This is a genomic window from Halorubrum salinum (assembly GCF_024494575.1).
GTDB classification, from domain to species: Archaea; Halobacteriota; Halobacteria; order Halobacteriales; family Haloferacaceae; genus Halorubrum; species Halorubrum salinum.
On record NZ_JANHDO010000002.1, the window covers coordinates 331,487 to 353,216 of the forward strand.

The window sequence follows — 21,730 nt, forward strand, 5'->3', positions numbered from 1 at the left end:
TATTCACGTAACGCATGAGCGAAGACTTCTACGACGTCTTGGGCGTGTCGCGGGACGCCAGCGAAGACGAGATCAAACAGGCGTACCGCAAGCAAGCCGCCGAACACCACCCGGACGTCAGCGACGACGAGGACGCCGAAGAGCGGTTCAAGAAGATACAGAAGGCCAAGGAGGTGCTCACGGACGAAGAGAAGCGCCGTCAGTACGACCAGCTCGGCCACGATAGGTTCACCGAGGCCGACAAGCGCGGCGCGACGGGCGGCGGTGGTCCCGGCGGGGCGGGCGGCCCGTTCGGCGGAGCCGGCGGCGCGGGCGGAGCCGGCGGCTTCGAGGACATCTTCAACCAGTTCTTCGGCGGCGGCCGCGGCGGCGGCGGGGGTCCCGACAACCGCCCCCGACAGGGGCGCGACCTCAAGACTGGGCTCGAGATTACGCTTGAGGAGGCGTTCGAGGGCGCGACCAAGCAGGTCACGCTCACCCGCCCGACGGCCTGTGACACCTGTGACGGCGCGGGTCATCCGCCAGACGCCGACGTGGAGACCTGTCCGCAGTGTAACGGTCGCGGGCAGGTCCAGCAGGTTCAACAGACGCCGCTCGGTCGCGTCCAGCAGACCTCGACGTGTCCGCGCTGTGAGGGCGAGGGCGAACTGTACAGCGAGGACTGTGCGGACTGCGGCGGCGACGGAGTCGTGCGAGAAGAGGCGACGCTCTCCGTGGAGATCCCGCCCGGAATCCGCTCCGGACAGAGCCTGCGGATGGAGCGCGAGGGCGCGCCCGGCGAGAACGGTGGACCGAACGGCGACCTGCTGATCGAAGTCGACGTCGACGTGGGCGACCGCTTCGAGCGCGACGGCGACGACCTCCACGTGAGCGAGGCGATATCGTTCCCGCAGGCCGTCTTCGGCGACACGATCGAAGTCGAGACGGTCGACGGCAGCGTCGAGATGGACGTCCCCGCGGGCACCCAAAGCGGGGAGACGTTCCGGCTGCAGGATAAAGGAATGCCTCGGTTGCGGCGCCGCGGCCGGGGCGACCTCTACGTCCAGGTCGGCGTGGTGATCCCCGAGTCGCTCAACGACGAGCAGCGCGAGGCGCTGGAGGCGTTCGCCGAGGCCGGCGGCGAGGACATCGACGTCGGCGGCGGGTTCTTCGAGAAGCTGAAGAGCTCCTTCTAGCGGTCGCGAGAGCGGTCTGTGGCCCCGGTGCGTTCCGTCGGATCCCGTCTTCGTCGACCCGTAGCTTTTCCGGCACCCGCCGCGTACCCGGTGTATGGGATACGACGCGACCACCTACGACGACGTCGAACCGCGCGCGCCCGGCATGTACTTCCTCCGCGACGCGCTCGACTGCGAGGGTCTCGGCGTGACCGTCGTCGAAGCGGACGACGGGTGGGACGGAATGGAACACGACCACGCCGAAGACGACCACGAAGAGGTGTACGTGTTGATCCACGGCGAGGCGACGCTCACGGTCGACGGCGACCCCGTCGACCTCGGCCCCGGCGACGCGGTGCGTGTCGACGCCGACTCGACGCGTGACCTGTCTTTTTCGGCCGACGGCTCGAAGATGGTCATCGCCGGCGCGCCCTGAGCGGACACGCCGCGCTCGCGCGTTATAGAGAACAAGGAGAATACCCGCGTTTTTAGGCGCGTGATGAATCCGACAACCCATTCCACAGTCCACCATCGATAGCAGGCTTGGATATTCCACTGTTCCCAATCCGAACTTTTACTTACAAAGCAACTATAACCTGTTATAGAGCCTTCCAAATGCTGGAAGTCCACCGAACCCACCAAGCGAAAATCCTCAACCACGGTCAGGTAGCGGAGTCGCTTGACCGGCACGGGTGGAGTGCCAGCAAGCTCTGGAACGTCGCCAACTACCACTCCCGCGAAGTGTGGGACGAAACCGGTGAAATTCCCGACCACGGCGACTTGAAACACGAGTTGAAGACCCACAACAAGTACAAGGGACTGCACAGTCAGTCCAGTCAGCGGGTTCTGGAGGAACTCGCTGAAGCCTTCAACTCGTGGTACGGCTCCAAAGACGACAGGGACAACCCACCCGGCTACCGCAAAGAAAACTACTACGACGACCAAGGCCGTCGCGTCCACGAAGAACACCCTCGTAGCACGGTAACGTGGAAGCAGAAAGGCATCCGAAACGACACGGAAAACAATCGGGTTCGCCTCTCAAAAGGCCGTAATCACAAAGAGTACCCCCGAGCAAGAGAGTACATCCTCGTCGAGTACGAAACCGCGCCCGGCGTCACGGTCGAGAACCTGCAACAGGTTCGCGCCGTCTACGACCGAGCGAAGGGACGATGGGAACTGCATCTCGTCTGCAAAGACAAAATCGAGACGCCCACCGCCCCCGGTACTGAAACGGCTGGAATCGACCTCGGCATCTGCAACTTCGCCACCGTTGCGTACAGCACCGAGGACGCCGACCTGTACCCCGGCAATCGGTTGAAACAAGACGGGTACTACTTCCCGAAAGAGATTGCCAAGTGCGACGACTCGGGGGGCGACGGAGCCACGCGACTCCATCATAAATGGTCGGAGCGTCGAACCCACTTCTTCCACGCTCTCGCTAAACACATCGTTCAACGGTGTGTTGAAAGACAGGTTGGTCGTATCAACGTCGGTGACTTAGAAGGCGTCCGTGAGGACGACAACGGCGAATCGAAGAACTGGGGTCGGCACGGGAACCTCGACCTGCACGGATGGGCGTTCGACCGCTTCACGGACATCCTCGAATACAAGGCCAGGGTCGAGGGTATAGAAGTCGTGGAAGTGTCAGAGCGCGACACGAGCAAGACGTGTTGCATCTGTGGTAGGGAGGACGACAGTCAGCGTGTCGAACGGGGATTGTACGTCTGCGAATCGTGTGACGCGGCGTTCAACGCCGACGTGAACGGGGCGGAGAACATCCGTCTCGACATCAACGGTGAAAGTAACTCCGAGTCTGTACCCGATTCGGGTGGAGATAGGAGTACCGGCTGGTTGGCACAGCCCGGAGTCTACCTCTATGACCTGTCCTGCGGATTCCAACCGCAGGCACAGGTGGTAGACTGCAAACCCTAATATCCCAACCTCGGGATTCCTCCGCCTTCAGGCGGAGGAGGATGTCAAAGTTGTACTGGGGCCTGCGCGGCTCACTCCCGCGAATAGAGGAACAGCGCGCTCAAAGCGAGGACTAGCTCAGCGCCCTTAGAGAGGACGGCGACCGGATTGGGCGACCCTTGCCGGTAGAACGCGTCCACGCTGAACCCTTGGAAGACGAACAGCGCGAGCACGGTTGCGAGCGCGTAGCCCGCGGCCACGAGATACAGCTCTCGTCGCCATCTCCCCGAGACGTAGAGCCCGATGCCGCCGAGGAACCCGAGTCCGTTGAGAACGAACAGGGCGGCCATCAGCTGACTGAACTGTATCACTCGCGTCGCCAACACGAGGTGAAGGACGCCGGTGACTCCGGCGGCGAGGATAGCGATGTAGCCGGCCGAATGTCTCGGTAGCCCCGGTTCCGTCGACGCCGTCGATGGTGTCATGAGCGTGTTTCCCGACCGGCGCATATAACTCCGGCTTGGGGTCTCACGCCGTGACAAACGCGCGACTGTTCGTGTGCGAAACGGCGACGAAAATCGACGCGTCGAAACCGCGCCGCGCTACTTGCCCTGCCGACCGTTACTGGAGACGCTCGGACGGGTCTTCTCGGTGCCTTTCCCGCGCGTGCGCTGACCGCGGCCCTTGGTGCCGGCCGAGGTGAGTCCGCGGAAGGCACGACCCTTGTGGTCGTCGGACGTGATCCAGCTCAGGTCGTCGTCGTTCTCGATCGCCGGGTGGGCGGGATCGACGAGGATGACTTCGTGCCACTTCTGGGAGCCGTCTTCGCCGACCCAGTAGGAGTTGAGCACGCGGAGGTTGCGGTACTTCCGCGAGGCGCGCTCCTCGGCGATGCGCTGGATCGACTTGCGCCGCGAGAGGCGGTTGACGCCCTGTCGCTTCGAGCGACGCCCGGCCTTGAACCGCTGTTTCCGCGAGCCGCCCTTGCGGACGCTCACGCGGGCGACGATGACGCCCTGTTTGGCCTTGTAGCCGAGTTCGCGGGCCTTATCGAGTCGCGTGGGGCGCTCGATCCGCTCTATGGCCCCCTCGTCGCGCCACTCCTGTTTGCGCTGCCACTGCAGTTCCGCGAGCTTCCCCTCCTTGGGGGACCGCCATGCCTCCTTGATGTGCGAGTAGAAACTTCGTGCCATTGGTGTGTTCGCGGACGGTTGCGATTCAGCCGCGAGGCGGCCACATGTCGTCTCGTCCCGGTACGTCGGCGGCGAGCCGTCGACGCGACCGGCGGCGAGTGCCCGCTGTGTCCGCACCAGCGAGTTACTCGTGTTTCCCCGGGATAGGTTTTAACGGCTTCGCTACGCGCCGTGTGTGCGAACCGATACCGGTCGGTCGGCGGGCGCGATCCTTCCGCCGACGCCTCCAGCTATCTCTCGTGATAGCTGGCCCACTACAGTCAAGTGCCGACGAGACGGTGGGACGCGTATACAGGTCTCGGTCGGCACGACGGCCCGATCCGACCGGACAGTCCGCTCCACATGATCTCGTATACGACACCGTCGACCGCCGTGCTCCGCGTTGCGTGTTGTCTGGCCCTCTGTCTCGCGCTCGTCGGTGTCGGCGCTCCGATCGATACCGCCGCGGCACAACAGGAGACGACGATCGACGTGTCGGTCGACGGCGATCCGCTCGTCGACGACACCGAACACGTCGTTCTCACGGACCCGACGGCGAACGTCAGCGTCGAGGCGAACGCGACGATAGACCTGATCGAGATCCGCGTCGACGGCGACATCCGCCACACCTACCGGCCCGACGCTCGGTTCTTCGACCGGGCGATCCCGCTCGATCTCGACCCGAACGAGAACACGGTCGAAGTGATCGCGCGAGCCGACGGCGTGGCCACGTTCGAAGCGACGGTGACGAAACACACCGCCGCTCCGCGCGTGCGGTACACGTCTCCGTTCTCGACGAGCGTCCTCGGCGGACCCGACAACGAGACGAACGTTTCGAGCGGTCAAGTGCAACTCGCCGGGACCCTCCACACCGTGTCGTCGGTGAGTCACATCCGCATCGAACGGACGCACGTGTACAGCGACGGCAACGAGACGAACCTGACGGACTGTGCCAGCCGGTCCGACTGTACCACCGACCGGACGCTCCACCGCATCAGCGACCCCGGTGACTCCTTCTCTCAGGACCTGCTGCTCGGCGAGGGCCGAAACGAAATCGTCGCCCGATACACCGACGAGAACGGCCGGACGAACGTCGACTCGTTTAGGCTCATCGTCGACGACGAGACCGATCCTGAAATAGATCTCGACGTGCCGAACGAGAGCTACGTCGATTCGGTCCGCGTCCGCGGGACGGTCCGCGACGAGACGAAACTCCACCGCGTGACGCTCAACCGGACCAGCAACAACGCGTCACAGGTACTGCTGACCGGGACCGATTCCGAGCCGGACCCGAACCGGTTCACACACGAGATCGACACGACGGTTTCGCTGTACGACGCCGAAAACGAGTTCCGGCTCGTCGCCGAAGACGCCGCCGGCAACGTCCACGAACAGACGTTCACGGTCGAGTACGACCCCTCGCCGACCGTTACGGTCACCGAGAACGTGACCAACGCGACCGCGGAGACGGTCCGCGTCGCCGGCACCGTCTCCGAGGCGCAGATCTCTCGCGTGACGCTCGAAACGATCGACACGCGGTCCGGCGAGAGACTCGACATCACTCGCGCCTACGAGGCTGACACGCCGACGACCCGCGTCGAGTTCGACCGGTCTCTCACGGCCGCCCCCGGCCACACGATCGTCAACGTCATCGTCTCCTACGGGAACAGACAGGAGACGACGTCCGTCACGCCGTCCGTCGACAGGCCAGCTGACGGGGGGACGACGAACGAGACTGCCCCCGACGCGAGCACGGAGTCCGCTCCCGAGAACGACACGAGCGGCGTGGTGAGCGCAGCCGAGACCGACGGTGCCACAGACGACGAGACCGGCGACGACGAGCGCGACGACGACGCGAGCGGACCCTCCCTCGTGCCGCTTCGCACCCGCGACGCGTTCGGCGGCGTCGTCGTCGTCGGTGCGACGTACCTACTCGGTCACTGGGTGTGAGACGCACCCCCGTTCCGTTCGCTCCGCTGACGGGTCTCCTTTCGACGGTCGCGTGATCCCGCCCGCGCGCCTAGCTCGCGCTCGTCACGCGGGTCCACGGCGTCTTCCCGGAAGCCGCCTCTGAGCGTATCGGCACACTCGTCACGCTCTCGGGGGCTGCTAGACACTCCGGACATGCTGTGGCGGCGGAGGTCGCAGACGACATGCACGCGTGCTCGTCCGGAGTGTCCGTCGTCCGGAGTGTCCGTCGTCCGGTGTGTCCGAGGCACAGTTCCGCTGACATCGCTCGGTGCAACTCGCACGGTGGCTCCCGAATTCGGGTCGCCGCCTCGGTACGTGTGGTACGTGTGAGACGTGTCTCTGGCGGGTTTCGAACGATCGAACATCACGAGAACAGCAGCGCGGCGGGAGACGCGATCGCGGTCGGTCAGTTGTACTCGACCGGTCCACCGATAACGGTGTCGCTGCGTTGGGCGGTGACCTCGATGTCGAAGTCCGACGCGGGGTTTTGGAGATCGAATGCACAGGAGACCCCGCCGGCGGAGTCGACCGTGGCCACGCAGTTGAGGACCTGACTGATGCCGCCGTTCGGCTCCTCGGCTTCCACGCGGACGATGACCGAACTGCCCGGTGCGAGGTTGGTGTCGGCGGTCACGGTCAACCGGGGGTCATCGCCCACGGACCGGTCCGTGAACTCGACGGACGGCTCGACGACCGCGAACGGCTGCCGCAGCGTCACTCGCGGGACGGGCTCGGGAGCGGCCTCGCCCACCGCGAGCGTCATCGCGTACTCGCCGGTCTCGAACGCGTCCGTGTCGACGGTCGCGACGAGCCCGCCGGCGGCGTGGTCGTAGCTCGTCTCGACCGCCGCGAGCGGTGCGATCGGCACGTCGCCGTCGGCCGTCGTCGGCCGGAGGTCCACGCCGTATCCGAGCGTTCCCTGCCCGGCGGGACCGTACAGCACGATCCCTTGTTCGCTGTGTGTCTTCCGTTCACCGCGGAGCGTCACTGCGACGTCTTCTGCCCCCGTCGTGTCGGGATTCTCCATCGCGTACGCCAACCGGAACGTGTGGTTTTCCGAGACGGCGATCGGTCGGTCGAACGTGAGCGTCACGCGGCCGTCGGTGCTCGTCCGGATGTTCTGGATGGCTATCCCGACGGAGCGGTCGACGAAGCCGTCTCCTGTCTCGTCGACGCCGATCGCCTCGATGTCGCTTCGAGAGAACTGGTGGACGCTCGCGGGCGGCGTGCCGCCGTCGACCCCGTAGTCGACGGTCACAGACCGCATCGACAGGGAGTCTTCAGGTGTCGTCTGTACCGCGTGCGTCGTCTGCGCGTCCGGCGTGCTGTCCGTCGGATACACGAGGTTGCGAGCCGGTGCGGGCGATTCGACGATACCGCCGAGCCCGTCGACGGCGAAGCGCGTTCGGACGCGGTCGCCGCGGGCGGCGGAGACGGACGGCGACGACGCACTGAACGCGCCGGTCGCGGTCCCGTCCGTCGCTTCGGTCGCCTCGTCGCTCGCGAGCCCGCCCTCTTCACCCGCGTCCGGGTTCGCCTCCGCTCCGGTCTGGTTGTCGGGCTGTGGAGCCGACCCGTCAGGGCCGACGACGCTGGCGTCGCTGCTCCCGGAATCGGGCGCGTCGAGGGTGAGCACGGACGCGACGCTCGTCTCAGCGGTCGAGACGATCAGGTTGTAGCGCCCGGTGTCGAACACCGACGCGTCGGTGGCGCTCGACTCGGAGAGGAGCCGGGCAGCGTCCGCGTCGCCCTCGGCGGTGAAGCGGTCGGCGGCGTCACCGTCGGCTCCGCGGAAGGTGTTGACGCGGACGCGGACGGTGCCGTCGTCGTCGCCGTCACGGACGCGGAGCGTGGCCCGGTACTGCTGGTCGGACGAGCGAATTCGGAGGGTGGCCTGGTCGGTGTTGCGCAACTGGAGGTCGATCGTCGCGACGTCGCCCTGTGCGACCGTCGTCTGGCCGTCGCCGAAGCCGACGGCGGGGCCAGACTGCGCCGCTGCGGGGGCGGCGAACGGCGCAGCGATCCCCCCGAGACCGACGAGGAGGACCGCCGCGACGAGGGCGAGACGTGTGTGCATGTACGTGGTTTCCCGTACCGTCGTCGGGGGTAAATACTTTCTGTCCCGGGTGTCCGTGATCGACAGATATAGCGGCTCTATCTGCGGATTCGTTGTCGCGAGGATCACACGTCAGAGCCGTGGCCAGCTTGGTAGTGTGACGTATCGTGTCGTGTCCATGCAATTGTCGTCGATCACGGCATATCGTCGGTGTAGCGTCGCCGTTGGTATCGACTCGCAGCGCCGTCGCTGGTCGGTGCGAGCGCGTTCGAAAAATGGAACCGCAAACCGCGTGAGCCGAACGGGCGTTCGTTCGGTGGTTAGTGGTCGTTAGTTGTCGCGACGGGTCGCGAGGAGCGCGGCCGCGATGAGGGCGACGAGGGCGACGAGCGCGCCGAAGCCGGGCGTGCCGTCGTCCGTGGAGTCACTGCCATCGTCGGAGCCGTCGTCGGAGCCGTCATCGGAGCCGTCGTCGGTACCGTCGTCAGTACCGTCGTCGGTTCCGTCATCGGTTCCGTCGTCGGAGCCGTCCTCACCGTCGTCAGAGCCGTCCTCACCGTCGTCAGAGCCGTCCTCACCGTCGGTGGTTTCGCGCTCCTCGACGATTTCGACCTGAACGCGGTCCGTACTCTCGCCGTCGTCGGCTTCGAGGATGTACGTACCGGTCTCGAGGTCAGACGTGTCCATGGAAGCGCTCCACTGACCGTCACTGCCCCATTCGTCGGTGGAAGCCGACGCGACGTTGTTGTCCTCCTCTGTCAGGAGTTCAAGCGTGATGGCCGCGTTGTCGGACTGACGGTTCGTGTCACCGTCAACGACGAGCGTCTCGCCGGTCGCAACCGGGTTGATGCCAGAGGCCTCAGCCTCTTCGGGGTAGACATCGTTGATCGAGAGAGTCGGATCGTTCAGACGGAAGCTCGTCGAAACGATCAGGTCGTCGCTCGCGGTGTCATCAACCGTGTTCTCGAGGATCCGGCTACGGATCTGATCGCCAGTGTTGGAACTGGAGCTGTAGTCGTTGATCGTGGTCGCAACTTCGCTAGCACTTGTCCAACCATCCGAATCTGCACCGAATTCGCCGTCACGGCCGGGCGAAATCACGTGGCCCGAGACCGAGCCCTGTGAGATGTCGGTGAGCGGGATGTCGTCCTCTTCGAACGTGTCGTCGCTGTCGACGCTGATCGTTTCAGCGTACGTGTCACCACGTTCTCCGACGAACGCGACGACGACGGAGTCCTGACCAGCTGCGGTTCCGTCAACATCGATCTCATCGTCGACTTCATCCGCAATCTGGCCGTTGACCGTACCGAAGTTAGCGGTGAGGTCACCGGCTTCGACAGTGATCGTGTCGCGGCTACTCGATGCACTGCTGAATTCAGACGTGGTAAGCGTGCCGTAGTCGCTGGGCAGGTCCGCAGCGTCGACGACACCAATGTCGTACTGACCCTCGAATGCGAGGATGTTACTCGCGTCGCGGAGGTTCACATCCTCCTCTTCGAAGGAGTCGTCGGAGTCGACAGAGATGAAGTCATCCGAGTCAGCGTCACTGCCGTCCGTGTCGATGTCGAGCAGTTCCCAGTCGCTGTTGTCGCGAGCGTAGATTGCAACGTCGTCCGCGCTCTGAGCAGTACCGTTCACGTCAACTTCCGAACCGATCGTGTAGGTGTCAGTCGGGCTGTTGAGTGCGATTTCGCCTTCCTCAACATCGAAGCTCACGTCGTCAACGGATTCGTCGTCGGACTTGTTCGCGTCCGGCGAAGACTGACCTTCGTACACGTCGAGGTCGACCGACGAGTCGTCAAGGTTGTCCGTGCTGATCGAACCGAGTGCAGTCGTGCCGTCAACCTCGACGACAGCGTACGCGTAGTCGACATCTTCTGCATCAGCGGGCGAGTCAGTGTCGCCTGCAACGTCGTACACGCCGACAGAGTCGACATCCTCAACATTGCGGAAGATGCTCTCAGCGTCGCTGACGGTGAAGCCGTCACGGAAGTCGGAAGACTCGATCGCAACGGTGTGGAACTGACCGTCAGTAGAGCCACTCACGGTGTACTCAAGGTTGGATCCCTGAGTGACAGTGTCCGAGGCCGTGTCGATCGAGACTTCGTCTTGGTTGGTCGTTTCGATGGTGTATTCCTGAACCACACTGTCGTGGTCGAGGTCACCCTCGCCTTCGAAGATGACAGTGTATTCACCAGCGTCCTCGGAACTTAGGTCGAGATCAACCGACTCGTCCCCACCTTCGAGGATATCGTCAGCGCTCGCGTCGTTGCTAGTGTCGATAACCTCGTTGGTGATCTCGGAGCCACTCGGATCCTCGACAGAGACTTCGAGATTTTCAGCGTTACCGAAGTTCCACTCTGCAGCAATCTCGAAGTTGCGGCTAGCACTGGTGTCGGTAACTGCGTTCGAGGCAGCGATCTGCTCGATGTCGTCACCGTTCAGCTGAACCTCGGCAGTAGTGATCCGCGGCTCAACGACGGAAACCGCGAAGCTGTTTCCACTGTAGGATGTACCAGCAGTCGAGTAAGTTCCTGTTTCTTCATCCTCCGGGATCGGCATCTGCAATGGTGTACCTTCTCGGTTTCCGGAGGTTCCTTCTAGGTCGGAAGCATCGACGACCTGGCCGCTTTCGTCAATAAACGTCACGCCCTCTTCCCCTTGGAAGACTTGCGTGTTGTTGTACGCAACGTCTTCACCAGCAGTCCGCTGAGTGCTGGTAGGCGCGTTGAGGTCAAACGTATCCGAATCGAGACTGGTTCCAGAAGTGTCCTGAATCTGGTACTCGATTCCAGACTGAGCATCGCTGGCGGACAGGCCGCTCGTGTCGTGAGTGAGGGTAACAGTAAGGTTCACCTCACCGTCACTACTCATGTCTGTCAGAGTAACATTCGTTCGACCATCACTGTCGAACGCGGCGCTGGTATTCCCACCAGTTGCGCCGGTCGAACCGGCGTCATTTAGTGTGACAGAGACATCGGTATCCTGCCCTTCCAGAATGGCGTCCGGAAGCACGGAAGTGTCGATGTAGACACTATCGCTTGATGACTCAATTGTTGCGTTAAACTCCACTTCTTGTGTATCTGTACTATCGCTGATCGTCACGTCCTCTACGTTATTGATCGTCGCAGCACTAGCGGTTGCAGCTGCAGGTGCAGCAGCAAAGCCAGCAGCGACCATGGAGAGTACCATGAGGACGCTGAAGAAGACCGCGTTGGCCTTCGAGCGTGTGTTATTGTTGTTTGTCATTGTTTGCGTTGTTGTCTGCGTTCCGAGTACGCCAGCAGTTTTGTCCTCGACACTCCGTCTCGATTCGCCATCCGCGTCGAGACGGACGACGTGTGTCGGATTACTCGCTCCTGTCGCGTTCGGGGATAGGGGCATGATGACCATACAGTGGTTCTTATAAATACTTTGTGTGTATTCTGTGGTGTGTGAAACCGTCACAACCGGCGGGAGAGGCGTCGAGATGGGCGTTTTCGAAATCGGTTGGTCGAGGTCTGATGTCGTCGATGGCGAACTCCATGCCGACCGATCCGTTCTGCGAGAGCGTTGAGCAAGAATAGAAGTGAGATCTGCTCGTGCACGTGTACGATCTACACGAACAACAGAACGAATCGGCTCGCGAACTCACCGCTGCGTCTCTCTAATCAGATGCTCACTCCAACCCGATAGAATCGACCGAACGCTGCGTACGGGTTTCCTATTGGCTGTTTGCAGTAATCGTGAGGGTGTAGTCCGTGGTTGGAAGGTCCCCGTCGACCCCCCCGTTGATCAGATCGATAACCATCCCGAAGTCGATCGAGGTCCCGGGACTGAGGGTGCTCGTGACGTCGCCGTTACCGCTGTTGCTGCCGAGAGCCTCGTTCCCGTTGTCGATGGTAGCCTCAGTTGAACCGTCGTCGATCGTAAACTGGAATGTGCCACTAGGAACGCTATCGTCGGTATCCGGCGAAATACTCAGCGTCAGAGAGCCTATGTCCTGTGTTCCGTTATTGGTTATCGTGACCAAGTTGCGGAATGTCGTAATCGCGTCCTGATTCAGACCCGTCCCGCCGTCGTCGGCGTCGCCGTCATTCCCACCGTCGAGATTGATCTGAATCGTCCCGTCTGTCTGCTCAACGTACTCGTTCTGGTTTGCGCCCGTCGAGGCGTTGGCCGGTGATGAATCTGTGTCGTCGGTTCGATCTGCTGCCTCTAACCCGAGGAAGCCATCCGCGTCGCCCGCGGTCTGAACGGAGACCGTCCGCTGAGCCTCCACCGTGTCGAACGCCCCCGTGCTCAAGATCGCGCCGCCGCCCGCGACCAGTCCGCCGAGTCCGATCAGAACGCTGCGTCTGTTTGCCATATCTACACCTTGCCCCTCTACCCACTTTGTATTGGCTCGCTTGAACGGCCGCAAGCGCGGCGTGAACCCGGTATCGCACTCCTTGAATCGACCGGCGCAGCCGGTGTCGAAGTGCCCACCCCGCGGACGCGGCGGAAAGCCCACCAATACAAAGCCTTCGGGTGACGTATCGAGGGCACAGCGCGCACCTCGCTGCACATCGCATGATCACCCGACGACAGACCGCGATCGGCCTCGCCTCCGCGGCGCTCGGCAGCGCCGTCGTCAGCTCCGCGTCCGTCTTCTCCGGCAGCGCCGCGGCGGAGGCCGACCTCCGCGTCGTCGTCTCCTCGGAGCTTGCCCTCCGTCCCGGGCGCGCGGGCGAAGACGAGGACTATGTCCAGACTGACGGCGACGGCCGCGTCGAGGCGATCGAGATCGAGAAGCTGAACCGCCGGTCGATCTCGCGGTTCGAGGACCTCGTCGTCGTCGCGAACGAGGGCGAGGTCCCCTACGACCGGCTCGCCTTCGCGTTCGCCGCGACCGGCGACGACTCCGACGGACAGAGCGCGGCGGCCGCCGAGGCCCTCCGCGTCGTCTCCGGCGAGGAGCCGACCGAGACCGACGATCAGGGGCGGACGACCCTGCTCGCGGCCCCCGACGAGACGTTCGACCCCGGCGACGCGGTGTCGTTCGGACTGGTCGTGAACCTGATCGCAGACGACGCGCCCGGCGACCTCGACGCGATCCCGGACGGCGCGAGCGTCAGACTGGAGATCGCTGCGGTCGACGAGGAATGATCGAATTCTGATGTTTGTCCCACACGCGGAACTGACTGGGCCGTGGTAACGTGCGACACGAACAGTCATGTCTCGAACGGATCTCGCTCCGATCGGGTGGTGTAGCGCGGTCATCGTGCGGATTCAAGCGGCGCTTGAATCGACGCTTGATTTCGTGGACCCGTTCAAGCCTGCCCTTCGGTCGTTTCAGGTAACTCACTACTAAGTGGATACCGGCACAGGATCGAGTAGGTGGAAGCTACATGGTCAAACGACGCAGCATGGTGATCGGGCTCGGCGCGCTGGCGACCGGGAGCGGGGCAGTGTTCTCGTCGGCGGCGTTCTCGAATTCAACGGCATCAAGTGCCGACTTGCGGGTGGTCGTCGAGGAAACGCTGAATTTCGAGCCGAACGAAGATGCGGTCAACGGGGACACTATCCTCGGCCCAGATCAGTTCGACGATATCGCTGATGTTGATGACTTCTTTGACGATCAAGACACTCTCGACAGCAGTCTTGAAACACCAATCGCAGCGACGAACGGAGCGGCGAATGAGAACCTCAGGCTAGTCGCTGCAGTCGATTTCGGCCAGACAGCAACGTTCTCCGAGCTGTTTACCCTCAAAAACGACACTTCTGAACCGGTTGATGTCGGTATTGCGTACGACCGAAACGACACCGATTCCGGATTTCTCGACAACAGTGCAACCGGACAATACGGCGGAGACATCGCGGTCAACGACGAAGGTGGCCTCTCGCCGGCGCTCTCACGAGCCTCATACCAGTTCGTAATGAGCGATCCCGGTCCTCTCGAGTTCACCGATGGCGGCGGCTCCGTCACTGGTCTGATCTCACCGGCGAAGAATGGCAGTTTTATCGGAGACGATCCGGAAGTAGATCAGGGAAGTGCTGACAGCGTCGTCGGTAGCGGTTCCAGTGGTATCGACGCTCGCGATCGGCCAGCGAGTGCGGTCAGGCTGGATCCTGGGGAGGAAACTACTGTTGATCTCGTCGTTGACACAACGTACGACTCTGATGTCCGAGACGCGCTCCAAACACAGGCTGACTTCGGCGGTAACGGGTTCGGTACTAGAAGAGCGACGATCGACTTGTTGGATGGGCTGACGGTCGGGACGCTCGACGATCCGACATCCAGTAATTAACCGCTCACCGCTTGCGCACCGTGCAGTGATGAGCAAAGCTATTTGATGCGTTCAATTCAGTATCATGGCATGTCCTCTCGGCGAAAAGCAACCGTGGCCGCCGGGATCACGGTCATGACAAGCCTCGGTGGCTGTCTCGACAGATTACTCGACCGATCCACTGGTACCGACTCAGGCACAGTTGTGCAACAGCGAGAGATCGTCACCACGTACGACGACGCGGTCGTCGCCCGCAACGATGCCACGACGGCCCGCGACGAGGGAGTCACCGCGTTCAACGAGGAGTCGTACCCGGCCGCGATCGAGTCGATCGAGACCGCACTGACGGAGTACCGGACCGCGAACGAGGGGTTCGCCGAGGCGGCCGACCTCGCCCGCGAACTCGACGAGGACGACGCCGCCGCGCTCTGTGAGACGGCCGTCACGGAGACGGCCCTGCAGGTCGACGCCACGGAGGCGGCCCTCTCGGCAGCGCGGGCGGCCGACGGAGACGCGGACGCCGGGACGATCAACGGCCACATCGAGACGTTCCGTACCTACCGCGACGAGGCCGCGGCGCTCACCGTTGAAGACGCCGACGCGGTCGCGGTCGCGCTCGGCTTAGAACCGTAGCGTCGCGTTCGCCCGTCTCCCGTTCTGATCCGACACCCGAATAGTATATACGGACTGAAACGAACTCTTCGCGTGAGATGTGTGGGAGCAGGGCCCCTCCACGGGTTCGAGCGCTGCCGCCGCGCCGAACGCACCCGCGAGCGGAGGCGTCGTGAGCGTGTCGCTCACGGACCAGCGGGAGTACACCCGCCCGGAGAAAGACGAGCTGTACGACCTGTTGAGCAACCACCGCCGGCGGTACGTGATCCACTTCTGCAAGCAGACCGACGAGCCGCTGTCGCTTTCGGACCTAGCGGAGCGAGTCGCCGCCCGCGAGCAGGACAAGTCGGTGACGGAGCTCACCTCTGCCGAACGCAAGCGCGTGTACACCTCACTCCAACAGACGCACCTCGACAGGCTGGCCGACGCCGGCATGATCGCGTACGACGGCGACCGGATCGAACTCACCGACGAGGCCGCTGCCCTCGACGTCTATCTCGACGTCGTCCCCGAAGGGTCGATCTCGTGGGGGGTCTACTACCTCGGCGTCTCGCTTCTGTCCGCGCTCGTGCTGGCCGGCGTGTGGGTCGGGTTCGTCCCCACGGAGACCGTTCCGGCGATCGGGTGGGCCGCGGTGATCCTCGCGGTGTTCCTCGTCTCTTCTGTCGCGCAGGTGATACAGAACCGGCGCTACAGGCTCGGCGGGAGCGAGGAACCGCCGTGATGGGCGTTCGGCCACGGCAATACTTATGTCCACGTCACCTACGTTTCGCACGGAACGACGCCTCAGGCTCCGTCGGGCGCGGACGGCGTGGGCGAACCGAGACGAACACGAGTGAGGCGACACGGGGAACGGGGACACGATGGGACGGAAACGAAAGCGCAGCCGCGGTAATTCGAGCGGCCTCGTGAGCCGCCGCGCCGCCCTCGGCGTCCTCCTCACCGGCGGTGCCGCCGCCGCCGGCGTCCAGGGGACGGGCGCGTTCTCGTCGGTCACCGGCGACCGGCAGTTCAGCGTCGGGACCGCGGACGACGACAACGCGCTCCTCGGGATAGAGCCGCGGGACCCGACGGGCACGTCGGGCGACACGGTGCCGCTGTTCACCGTGACGAACCGACTTTCGGAGTCGCTGACGCTCGAACAGGTCGGCGTCGTCGACGCCGGGTCGCTCGGGATCACCCGAACCGATCTGCAGATCGACCGGTGGACGCTGCAGCCGGGCGAGTCGACCGACATCGAGGCCGGACTCTCGTGCGCCTCGGGCGCGACCGACGACGTCACCCTCGCGATCCGCGCGGTCACCACCGACCGCGACGAGTCGATCGAGCTCACGCGGTCGACGACGGTCGCGTGTCAGGTCCCGGCCGCGAAGTGCCTTACCGATCCGGAGATCGAACTCGAAGGCGAGACCGTCCCGTGTATCGACGTCGACCTCCGGGGCGGCGGGGAGGTCGAGATCGAGGCCGAGGGCAGCGTCGTCAACGGCGACGCGACGGTCACGCTCGGAGGCGGCGGCAAGGTCTCGGTCGAACTGGAGGGGAGCGAGATCCGAGGCGACCTCGACATTCAGATACGGGGCGGCGGGGAGGTGTCGATATCGCTCGCAGACAGCGAGATACGCGGTGAGATTCGGATCGAGACCCCGGGCGGAGCCGAAGTCGAACTCGAGATGGAAAACGCCGCGATCGGCGGCGGGGTCACCGCCACGCTCGGCGGTGGCGGTACGCTCGGCCTCTCGATGGAAGGGAGCACTATCGGCGGCGACACGGAGATCACCACCGGCGGCGGCGCGAGCGTCAAAGTCGAGATGGAGGGAAGCGCGATCCGCGGAGACCTCGCCGTCGACACGGGAGGCGGGAGCAGCGTCGAGGTAGAGACCGAAGACAGCGAGATAGACGGGTCCCGTCCGGACGGCTGAGGTGAACGACATGAATGACGCCGAGTACGCACAGGCCCGCAGAGACCTGGTTGCCGACCTCCGACGCCGGCTCGACGTGGACGCCTCCGTTCTCTCCGCGATCGAGGCGGTCCCCCGACACGCGTTCGTTCCGGAGCCGCGGCGGCAGAGCGCCTACGAGGACCGCCCCCTGCCGATCGGACATGACCAGACGATAAGCGCGCCCCACATAGTCGCGATCATGACCGATCTGCTCGGTCTCGAACGGGGCGACCGCGTCTTCGAGGTGGGAACCGGCTGCGGGTACCACGCGGCCGTCCTCGCCGAGATCGTCGGTCCGGGAAACGTCTTCACGGCCGAGTACGTCCCGGAACTAGCCGGAACCGCCCGAGACAGGCTCGACCGGCTCGGGTACGACGTCACCGTGTACGCGGGAGACGCTCGAGACGCGTTTCGAGACGAGGATCCGTTCGCGGCCGCGTCGGTGACGTGTGCGCCCGACGGCGGCGTCCCAGAGGCGATCGTCGACCGGGTCGAGACCGGCGGCCGGATCGTCGCGCCCGTCGGTGACCAGACGGGTCGACAGCGGCTCGTGCGTCTCACCGTCCGGGAAGGCGAGACGGAGCGCGAGGACCACGGGGGCGTTCGGTTCGTCCCGATGCGGTGACGAGCGAGCCGCTTTAGAGGACCGAGTACCGAACGAGCGTATGGACGAAGCGTCGATCCGCGCCGACGCGATCGAGGGGCTCGAACACAAGCTCGACGAGCCGCTGGACGCGTCCGTACTGACGGCGCTCCAGCGCGTCTCTCGGGAGGCGTTCGTCGACGACACCCCGAGAGAGGGCGATAGCAGTCACGGCGGCGATGGCGCATCCGGCTCGCTCTCGACCGAGGTCGTCGTCCGACTGATCACGGCCTTGGAGGCCGCCGAGGGCGACGAGGTGCTCGTCGTCGGTGCCGGCGGGGGATACTCCGTCGCGATGCTCGCCGAGATCGCCGGCGCGCGCCACGTACACGCGGTCGACATCGACCGCGAGGCCGTCTGGACCGCGCGGTCGAACCTCGCTGCGGCCGGCTACGACGCGGTGCTCGTCGACCGACGGGACGGTGCCAACGGGCTCCCGGAGTACGCGCCGTACGACCGGATCCTCCTCGAAGCGGCCGTCGTCGAGCCGCCGCGCGCGCTCCGCGACCAACTCGCCGCGGACGGACGGCTCGTCTATCCGCGCGGCACGGCGGTGCAGACCATCGCCGCGATCGAACCCGACGCGGACGGCGAACGCGACGCTGGGTCGGATCCGGACGCCGACCTCGGTCCGGACGCCGCTTCTGAGCAGACGCGCGCCCGACCGTCGACCGAGGACGATACCGCCCCGCCGGGGTTCAGTACCGTCGAGACCGCCGGGCCGGTCCGGATCGATCCCATGCTCGTCGACGGCGAGCAGGGCGGCGTCGAGCGGAACCGGACGCGCAGGGAGGACGCCGAGTGGGCAACACAGGGTCACTTCGCTCCCCACGGCTGGGAACAGGAGTGGATCGACTGGGACGACAGGCTCTAAGGGTCCGCTCTCGGTCCGCAGCCGCCCTCGGCCGATCGCGGTGGCTCGGGGAGGGCCGCCCTCGGACGATCGGATCACTCGGCGATGACGAGTACCTCCGTGTTCTCCCGCTCGTCGACGTAGTCGCCCTCTGACGGTGGCTTGACCTCGATCGTGAGCGTTCCGTCCGGCTGGTTCGGTCCCAGCTCCGGGTCGACGTCGACGCGCGCGGTCCCGTCCGCGTTCGTCTTTCCGGTGGCGACGCCGTCGATCCGCGCCGAACCGCTCCGGACTATCACCGTCGCGTCGGCGACGCTCGCGCCGTCGGGGTCGAACACCGTGACCGCGAGCGACTGGTCGCCCGTCGTCGTCACTTCCGGCTGGGGTCTGGCGTCGAGCTCCGTCGCCGCCAGTCCGTCGATGTCGCCGATCATCCCCATCATGACGCTGAGGCTCGCGACGCCGACGACGAGCGCGATCACCAGTCTGACCGGTAACCCCTCTATCGCACGACGGTCAGTGCGAAACGATCGTCGGTTGGCGGTGCGTCCGTCCCGCTTCGAGTCGAACATACCCCCGCTGGCCGCGGTATTGAATATAAACGGTCGGTCCGGTTCGACCGCGCGATCGGTCGTCGAGGTCGCTTCGCGCTCCGGACGCTTTTGTACGATACCGCGGCCCCGATCGGTATGCACGTGATCGGACGCGACGGCGCGGCCTCGGTCTCACCTCGGGAGTCGGCGGCCGGCGACGACGAGACGACCGCGCCGCCCGTCCGACCGCCGACCGTTCGGCTCGGGTCGTTCCTGGCCCGCGACGGGAGCGACGGAGCGGCGGTCGGCGTCGACGCGGACGGTCCGCACGCCGCCGTCGTCTTCGGAAAGCGCGGGACCGGGAAGTCGTACACGCTCGGCGTCATCGCCGAGGGGCTCGCGGCCGCCGACGGCGTCGCACCGGTCGTCGTCGATCCGATGGGCGTGTTCGGCGGCCTCTGCACCGCCGGCGGTCGCGTCGTCGAGCCGACCGTCCGCCCGGCCGCGGTCCCGGCGAGCGCGTGGCCGGATCTGCTCGGACTCGACCCCACGAGCGGTGCGGGGAGCCTGCTCTGGCGGGCCGTCGCCGACGCGGTCGCGGCGGCGTCCGGCGTCCGACGGAACGGAACGTCGCCCGACCCCGAGACGGGAGTCCCGTTGCCGTCTCTCGACGACGTCCGCGGCCGGATCGACGCCTCCGGAGCACCGGAGGCCGCTCGCCGCGCCGCCGACAACCACCTCCGTCTCGCCGAGTCGTGGGGCGTCTTCGACGCCGCGGCGGCGCCGGTCGAGAGCTTCGCCGCCGACGGGACGCCGACCGTGCTCGACCTCGCCGGGGTTCCCGAGCGGGCCGGGGCCGCGGTCGTTCGAGCGGTCGCCCGCGGGCTCTACGACGCTCGGGTCGCCGGCCGGCTCGACCGGCTCCCGTGGCTGCTCGTCGACGAGGCGCACGCCTTCTTCGGCGGCGTCGCGGAGCCGGCGCTGCGGACGCTCCTCACTCGCGGTCGCGCGCCCGGCGTGTCGCTCGTCTGCGCGACGCAGCGCCCCGGGGCCCTGCCGAGCGTGGCGGTCTCGCAGTCGGACCTCCTCGTCGCTCACCGACTGACCGCCGAGGACGACGTTTCCCGGCTCGCGGAGGCGGAAGCGACGTATCTCGGGGGGTCTCTCGCCTCGCGGCTCCCGACGGGCACCGGCGAGGCGCTCGTCGTCGACGACGCGACCGAGACGGTACACACCGTCCGCGTCCGCGAGCGACGGACACCGCACGGGGGTGGAAGCCCCCGCGCGAGCCGGACGCGGGCGGCGGCCGAGCGATCGGACGCCGACGGTTCGGCCGGTGGTGGGGTCTGCAGCCCCGACACGCCCGACGGGGGTCCGCGCGAGTCCGAAGACCGAAGATGACCGGCGCCGACTCCCACGTATGGAACGAACGCGGCTCGGTTACCTCCTCGTCGCCGCGGGCGGGTTCGTCGGCGCTGTCGCCCGATACGGCGTCGACGTGGCCGCGGGGGACACGACGGGCCTCGGCACGCTCGCGGTGAACCTCGTCGGGTCGCTCGCGCTCGGCGTGATCGTGGGGAGCGCGGCGACGACGCGCACGCGGCTGTTCGTCGCGACCGGCGCGCTCTCGTCATTCACCACGTACAGCACGTTCGTCGGCGACGCGGTGGCGCTCGGCACCCTCACCGGCAGCGCGTACGTCGCCGCGAGCTACGCGCTCGGGTTCGCGTCGGCGGCCGTCGGGCTCCTGATCGGAGGGCGACTGTGAGGGTGATCGCACGGTCGGCTGTGACGATGATCGGAGGGCACCGGTGACCGGAGCGGCTTCCGCCGTCCTCCTCGTCGGACTCGGCGGCGCGCTCGGAGCCGCGGCCCGCCACGCGGTCGGGCTCCGGATCGAGGGGAGTCCGTCGATCGCGGTCGTCAACGCGCTCGGGAGCCTCGCACTCGGCGGGACCCTCGCCGCGCCGGTCGGATCCGCGGGGACGCTCCTCGTCGGCGTCGGGTTCTGCGGGGCGTTCACCACGTTCTCATCATTCGCCGTCGAGACCGTCTCGACCGCTACAAGCGGAGAAATCACCCGAGCCGCCCGCTTCGCGGCGGTGAACCTCGCCGCCTCGATCTGTGCATTCCTCGTCGGAACGCTGCTCGTCGACGCGCTCACCGGCGGCCTCGACTGAGTGGGATTCGCGCGTGCCAGCCGGGCCGCGGGACGTCCCGGCGTGCGAGCGAACGACAGGTACAGGCCGCTCCGTCCCGTACCCGGTGCCGTGACCGACGACGCTGACTCCGGCCCGCGAACCGGCCCAGACGGCGACACCGCGGTCGGTGAGGAGGAGCGAGCCGTCGACGGCGCGAGGAACGCTGGCGGCGACGGGAGGAACGCTGGCGACGACGCCGTCGCGTTCGGTGACCTCTCGCTTCCACAGCGCGTCTTCGTCGCGGCGGTCCAGAACCCGACGCGCGGCGTCGCCATCGTCGGCCTGCTCGCGTTCGCGTTCTCGTTTTACGTCGCGTTTTGGCTCGTGTTCCCGCGCATCGCCGCGCTCGCGTCGGTCGTCGGGTTCGTCCTCGTCGCGCTCGTCGCGCTCGTCTACGTCGCGTCGGACCGGATGTCCGCGTAGGCGGCCGCGCCTC

21 protein-coding genes are annotated in these 21,730 nt (G+C 65.5%); 15 read left to right on the forward strand and 6 right to left on the reverse strand.

Translation table 11 applies throughout. The features are described from left to right. Positions 1 to 14 precede the first annotated feature (14 nt). The 3 genes from dnaJ to NO930_RS07370 all read left to right on the forward strand — a co-directional run bounded on the left by dnaJ (position 15) and on the right by NO930_RS07370 (position 3,086). Complete coding sequence (dnaJ, locus tag NO930_RS07360; RefSeq protein WP_256402984.1) at positions 15 to 1,175, forward strand: molecular chaperone DnaJ; 1,161 nt, start codon at positions 15 to 17, stop codon at positions 1,173 to 1,175. Between the two features lie 94 nt (positions 1,176 to 1,269). Next, positions 1,270 to 1,590, forward strand: a complete 321-nt coding sequence (locus tag NO930_RS07365; RefSeq protein WP_137782668.1) for a cupin domain-containing protein — start codon at positions 1,270 to 1,272, stop codon at positions 1,588 to 1,590. Positions 1,591 to 1,769: 179 nt separating this feature from the next. Then, positions 1,770 to 3,086 carry an RNA-guided endonuclease InsQ/TnpB family protein gene (locus NO930_RS07370; protein ID WP_256402985.1) on the forward strand — a complete coding sequence of 439 codons (1,317 nt, stop codon included), beginning with the start codon at positions 1,770 to 1,772 and terminating at the stop codon, positions 3,084 to 3,086. A 71-nt stretch (positions 3,087 to 3,157) separates the two neighbouring features. Here the strand turns inward: NO930_RS07370 and NO930_RS07375 are convergent, their stop codons facing one another. Continuing rightward, complete coding sequence (locus NO930_RS07375) at positions 3,158 to 3,550, reverse strand: DUF7475 family protein (protein ID WP_256402986.1); 393 nt, start codon at positions 3,548 to 3,550, stop codon at positions 3,158 to 3,160. Between the two features lie 117 nt (positions 3,551 to 3,667). Further along, a complete protein-coding gene (locus tag NO930_RS07380; RefSeq protein WP_049984342.1) occupies positions 3,668 to 4,258 on the reverse strand; it encodes a 50S ribosomal protein L15e in 591 nt (196 codons plus the stop codon). Between the two features lie 372 nt (positions 4,259 to 4,630). Here NO930_RS07380 and NO930_RS07385 point away from each other — a divergent pair, with 372 nt between their 5' ends. After that, complete coding sequence (locus NO930_RS07385) at positions 4,631 to 6,187, forward strand: hypothetical protein (RefSeq protein WP_256402987.1); 1,557 nt, start codon at positions 4,631 to 4,633, stop codon at positions 6,185 to 6,187. A gap of 427 nt (positions 6,188 to 6,614) precedes the next feature. On the opposite strand, the gene NO930_RS07390 is transcribed toward NO930_RS07385, so the two are convergent. The 3 genes from NO930_RS07390 to NO930_RS07400 all read right to left on the reverse strand — a co-directional run bounded on the left by NO930_RS07390 (position 6,615) and on the right by NO930_RS07400 (position 12,612). Next, the gene (locus tag NO930_RS07390; RefSeq protein WP_256402988.1) at positions 6,615 to 8,285 is read right to left on the reverse strand and encodes a DUF7827 domain-containing protein; all 1,671 of its coding nucleotides are present in this window, start codon (positions 8,283 to 8,285) and stop codon (positions 6,615 to 6,617) included. A gap of 309 nt (positions 8,286 to 8,594) precedes the next feature. Beyond that, positions 8,595 to 11,657, reverse strand: a complete 3,063-nt coding sequence (gene csg / locus NO930_RS07395; protein ID WP_303650478.1) for an HVO_2072 family ArtA-dependent S-layer glycoprotein — start codon at positions 11,655 to 11,657, stop codon at positions 8,595 to 8,597. A 310-nt stretch (positions 11,658 to 11,967) separates the two neighbouring features. Beyond that, positions 11,968 to 12,612 carry a hypothetical protein gene (locus NO930_RS07400; RefSeq protein WP_256402989.1) on the reverse strand — a complete coding sequence of 215 codons (645 nt, stop codon included), beginning with the start codon at positions 12,610 to 12,612 and terminating at the stop codon, positions 11,968 to 11,970. A gap of 203 nt (positions 12,613 to 12,815) precedes the next feature. Between NO930_RS07400 and NO930_RS07405 the strand changes: the two genes are divergently transcribed. The 7 genes from NO930_RS07405 (at position 12,816) to NO930_RS07435 (ending at position 18,581) form a co-directional block, all read left to right on the forward strand. Next, a complete protein-coding gene (locus NO930_RS07405; RefSeq protein WP_256402990.1) occupies positions 12,816 to 13,391 on the forward strand; it encodes a hypothetical protein in 576 nt (191 codons plus the stop codon). A 242-nt stretch (positions 13,392 to 13,633) separates the two neighbouring features. Continuing rightward, positions 13,634 to 14,533 carry a hypothetical protein gene (locus tag NO930_RS07410; protein WP_049984338.1) on the forward strand — a complete coding sequence of 300 codons (900 nt, stop codon included), beginning with the start codon at positions 13,634 to 13,636 and terminating at the stop codon, positions 14,531 to 14,533. Between the two features lie 69 nt (positions 14,534 to 14,602). Then, on the forward strand, positions 14,603 to 15,145 hold the full coding sequence (locus NO930_RS07415; protein ID WP_256402991.1) for a hypothetical protein: 543 nt from the start codon (positions 14,603 to 14,605) through the stop codon (positions 15,143 to 15,145). Positions 15,146 to 15,302: 157 nt separating this feature from the next. Further along, the gene (locus NO930_RS07420; protein WP_256403158.1) at positions 15,303 to 15,848 is read left to right on the forward strand and encodes a DUF7344 domain-containing protein; all 546 of its coding nucleotides are present in this window, start codon (positions 15,303 to 15,305) and stop codon (positions 15,846 to 15,848) included. 184 nt (positions 15,849 to 16,032) lie between these two features. Then, positions 16,033 to 17,043 (forward strand): hypothetical protein, encoded by a 1,011-nt coding sequence (locus tag NO930_RS07425; RefSeq protein ID WP_256402992.1) that lies wholly within the window; start codon positions 16,033 to 16,035, stop codon positions 17,041 to 17,043. Between the two features lie 10 nt (positions 17,044 to 17,053). Then, positions 17,054 to 17,689 carry a protein-L-isoaspartate(D-aspartate) O-methyltransferase gene (locus NO930_RS07430; RefSeq protein ID WP_137783994.1) on the forward strand — a complete coding sequence of 212 codons (636 nt, stop codon included), beginning with the start codon at positions 17,054 to 17,056 and terminating at the stop codon, positions 17,687 to 17,689. Between the two features lie 40 nt (positions 17,690 to 17,729). After that, positions 17,730 to 18,581 carry a protein-L-isoaspartate O-methyltransferase family protein gene (locus tag NO930_RS07435; RefSeq protein ID WP_137783993.1) on the forward strand — a complete coding sequence of 284 codons (852 nt, stop codon included), beginning with the start codon at positions 17,730 to 17,732 and terminating at the stop codon, positions 18,579 to 18,581. A 74-nt stretch (positions 18,582 to 18,655) separates the two neighbouring features. Here NO930_RS07435 and NO930_RS07440 read toward each other — a convergent pair whose 3' ends face one another. After that, positions 18,656 to 19,132, reverse strand: a complete 477-nt coding sequence (locus NO930_RS07440) for a DUF7382 domain-containing protein (RefSeq protein WP_137783992.1) — start codon at positions 19,130 to 19,132, stop codon at positions 18,656 to 18,658. A 117-nt stretch (positions 19,133 to 19,249) separates the two neighbouring features. Between NO930_RS07440 and NO930_RS07445 the strand changes: the two genes are divergently transcribed. The 4 genes from NO930_RS07445 (at position 19,250) to NO930_RS14090 (ending at position 21,717) form a co-directional block, all read left to right on the forward strand. After that, a complete protein-coding gene (locus NO930_RS07445) occupies positions 19,250 to 20,494 on the forward strand; it encodes an ATP-binding protein (protein WP_256402993.1) in 1,245 nt (414 codons plus the stop codon). Between the two features lie 19 nt (positions 20,495 to 20,513). Further along, positions 20,514 to 20,861, forward strand: coding sequence for a fluoride efflux transporter FluC (locus tag NO930_RS07450; RefSeq protein ID WP_256402994.1), 348 nt, complete (start codon positions 20,514 to 20,516; stop codon positions 20,859 to 20,861). Positions 20,862 to 20,904: 43 nt separating this feature from the next. Further along, positions 20,905 to 21,273: a fluoride efflux transporter FluC gene (locus NO930_RS07455; RefSeq protein WP_256402995.1), complete on the forward strand. Its 369-nt coding sequence runs from the start codon at positions 20,905 to 20,907 to the stop codon at positions 21,271 to 21,273. A gap of 90 nt (positions 21,274 to 21,363) precedes the next feature. Then, positions 21,364 to 21,717, forward strand: a complete 354-nt coding sequence (locus NO930_RS14090; protein ID WP_256402996.1) for a hypothetical protein — start codon at positions 21,364 to 21,366, stop codon at positions 21,715 to 21,717. Positions 21,718 to 21,730: the final 13 nt, after the last annotated feature.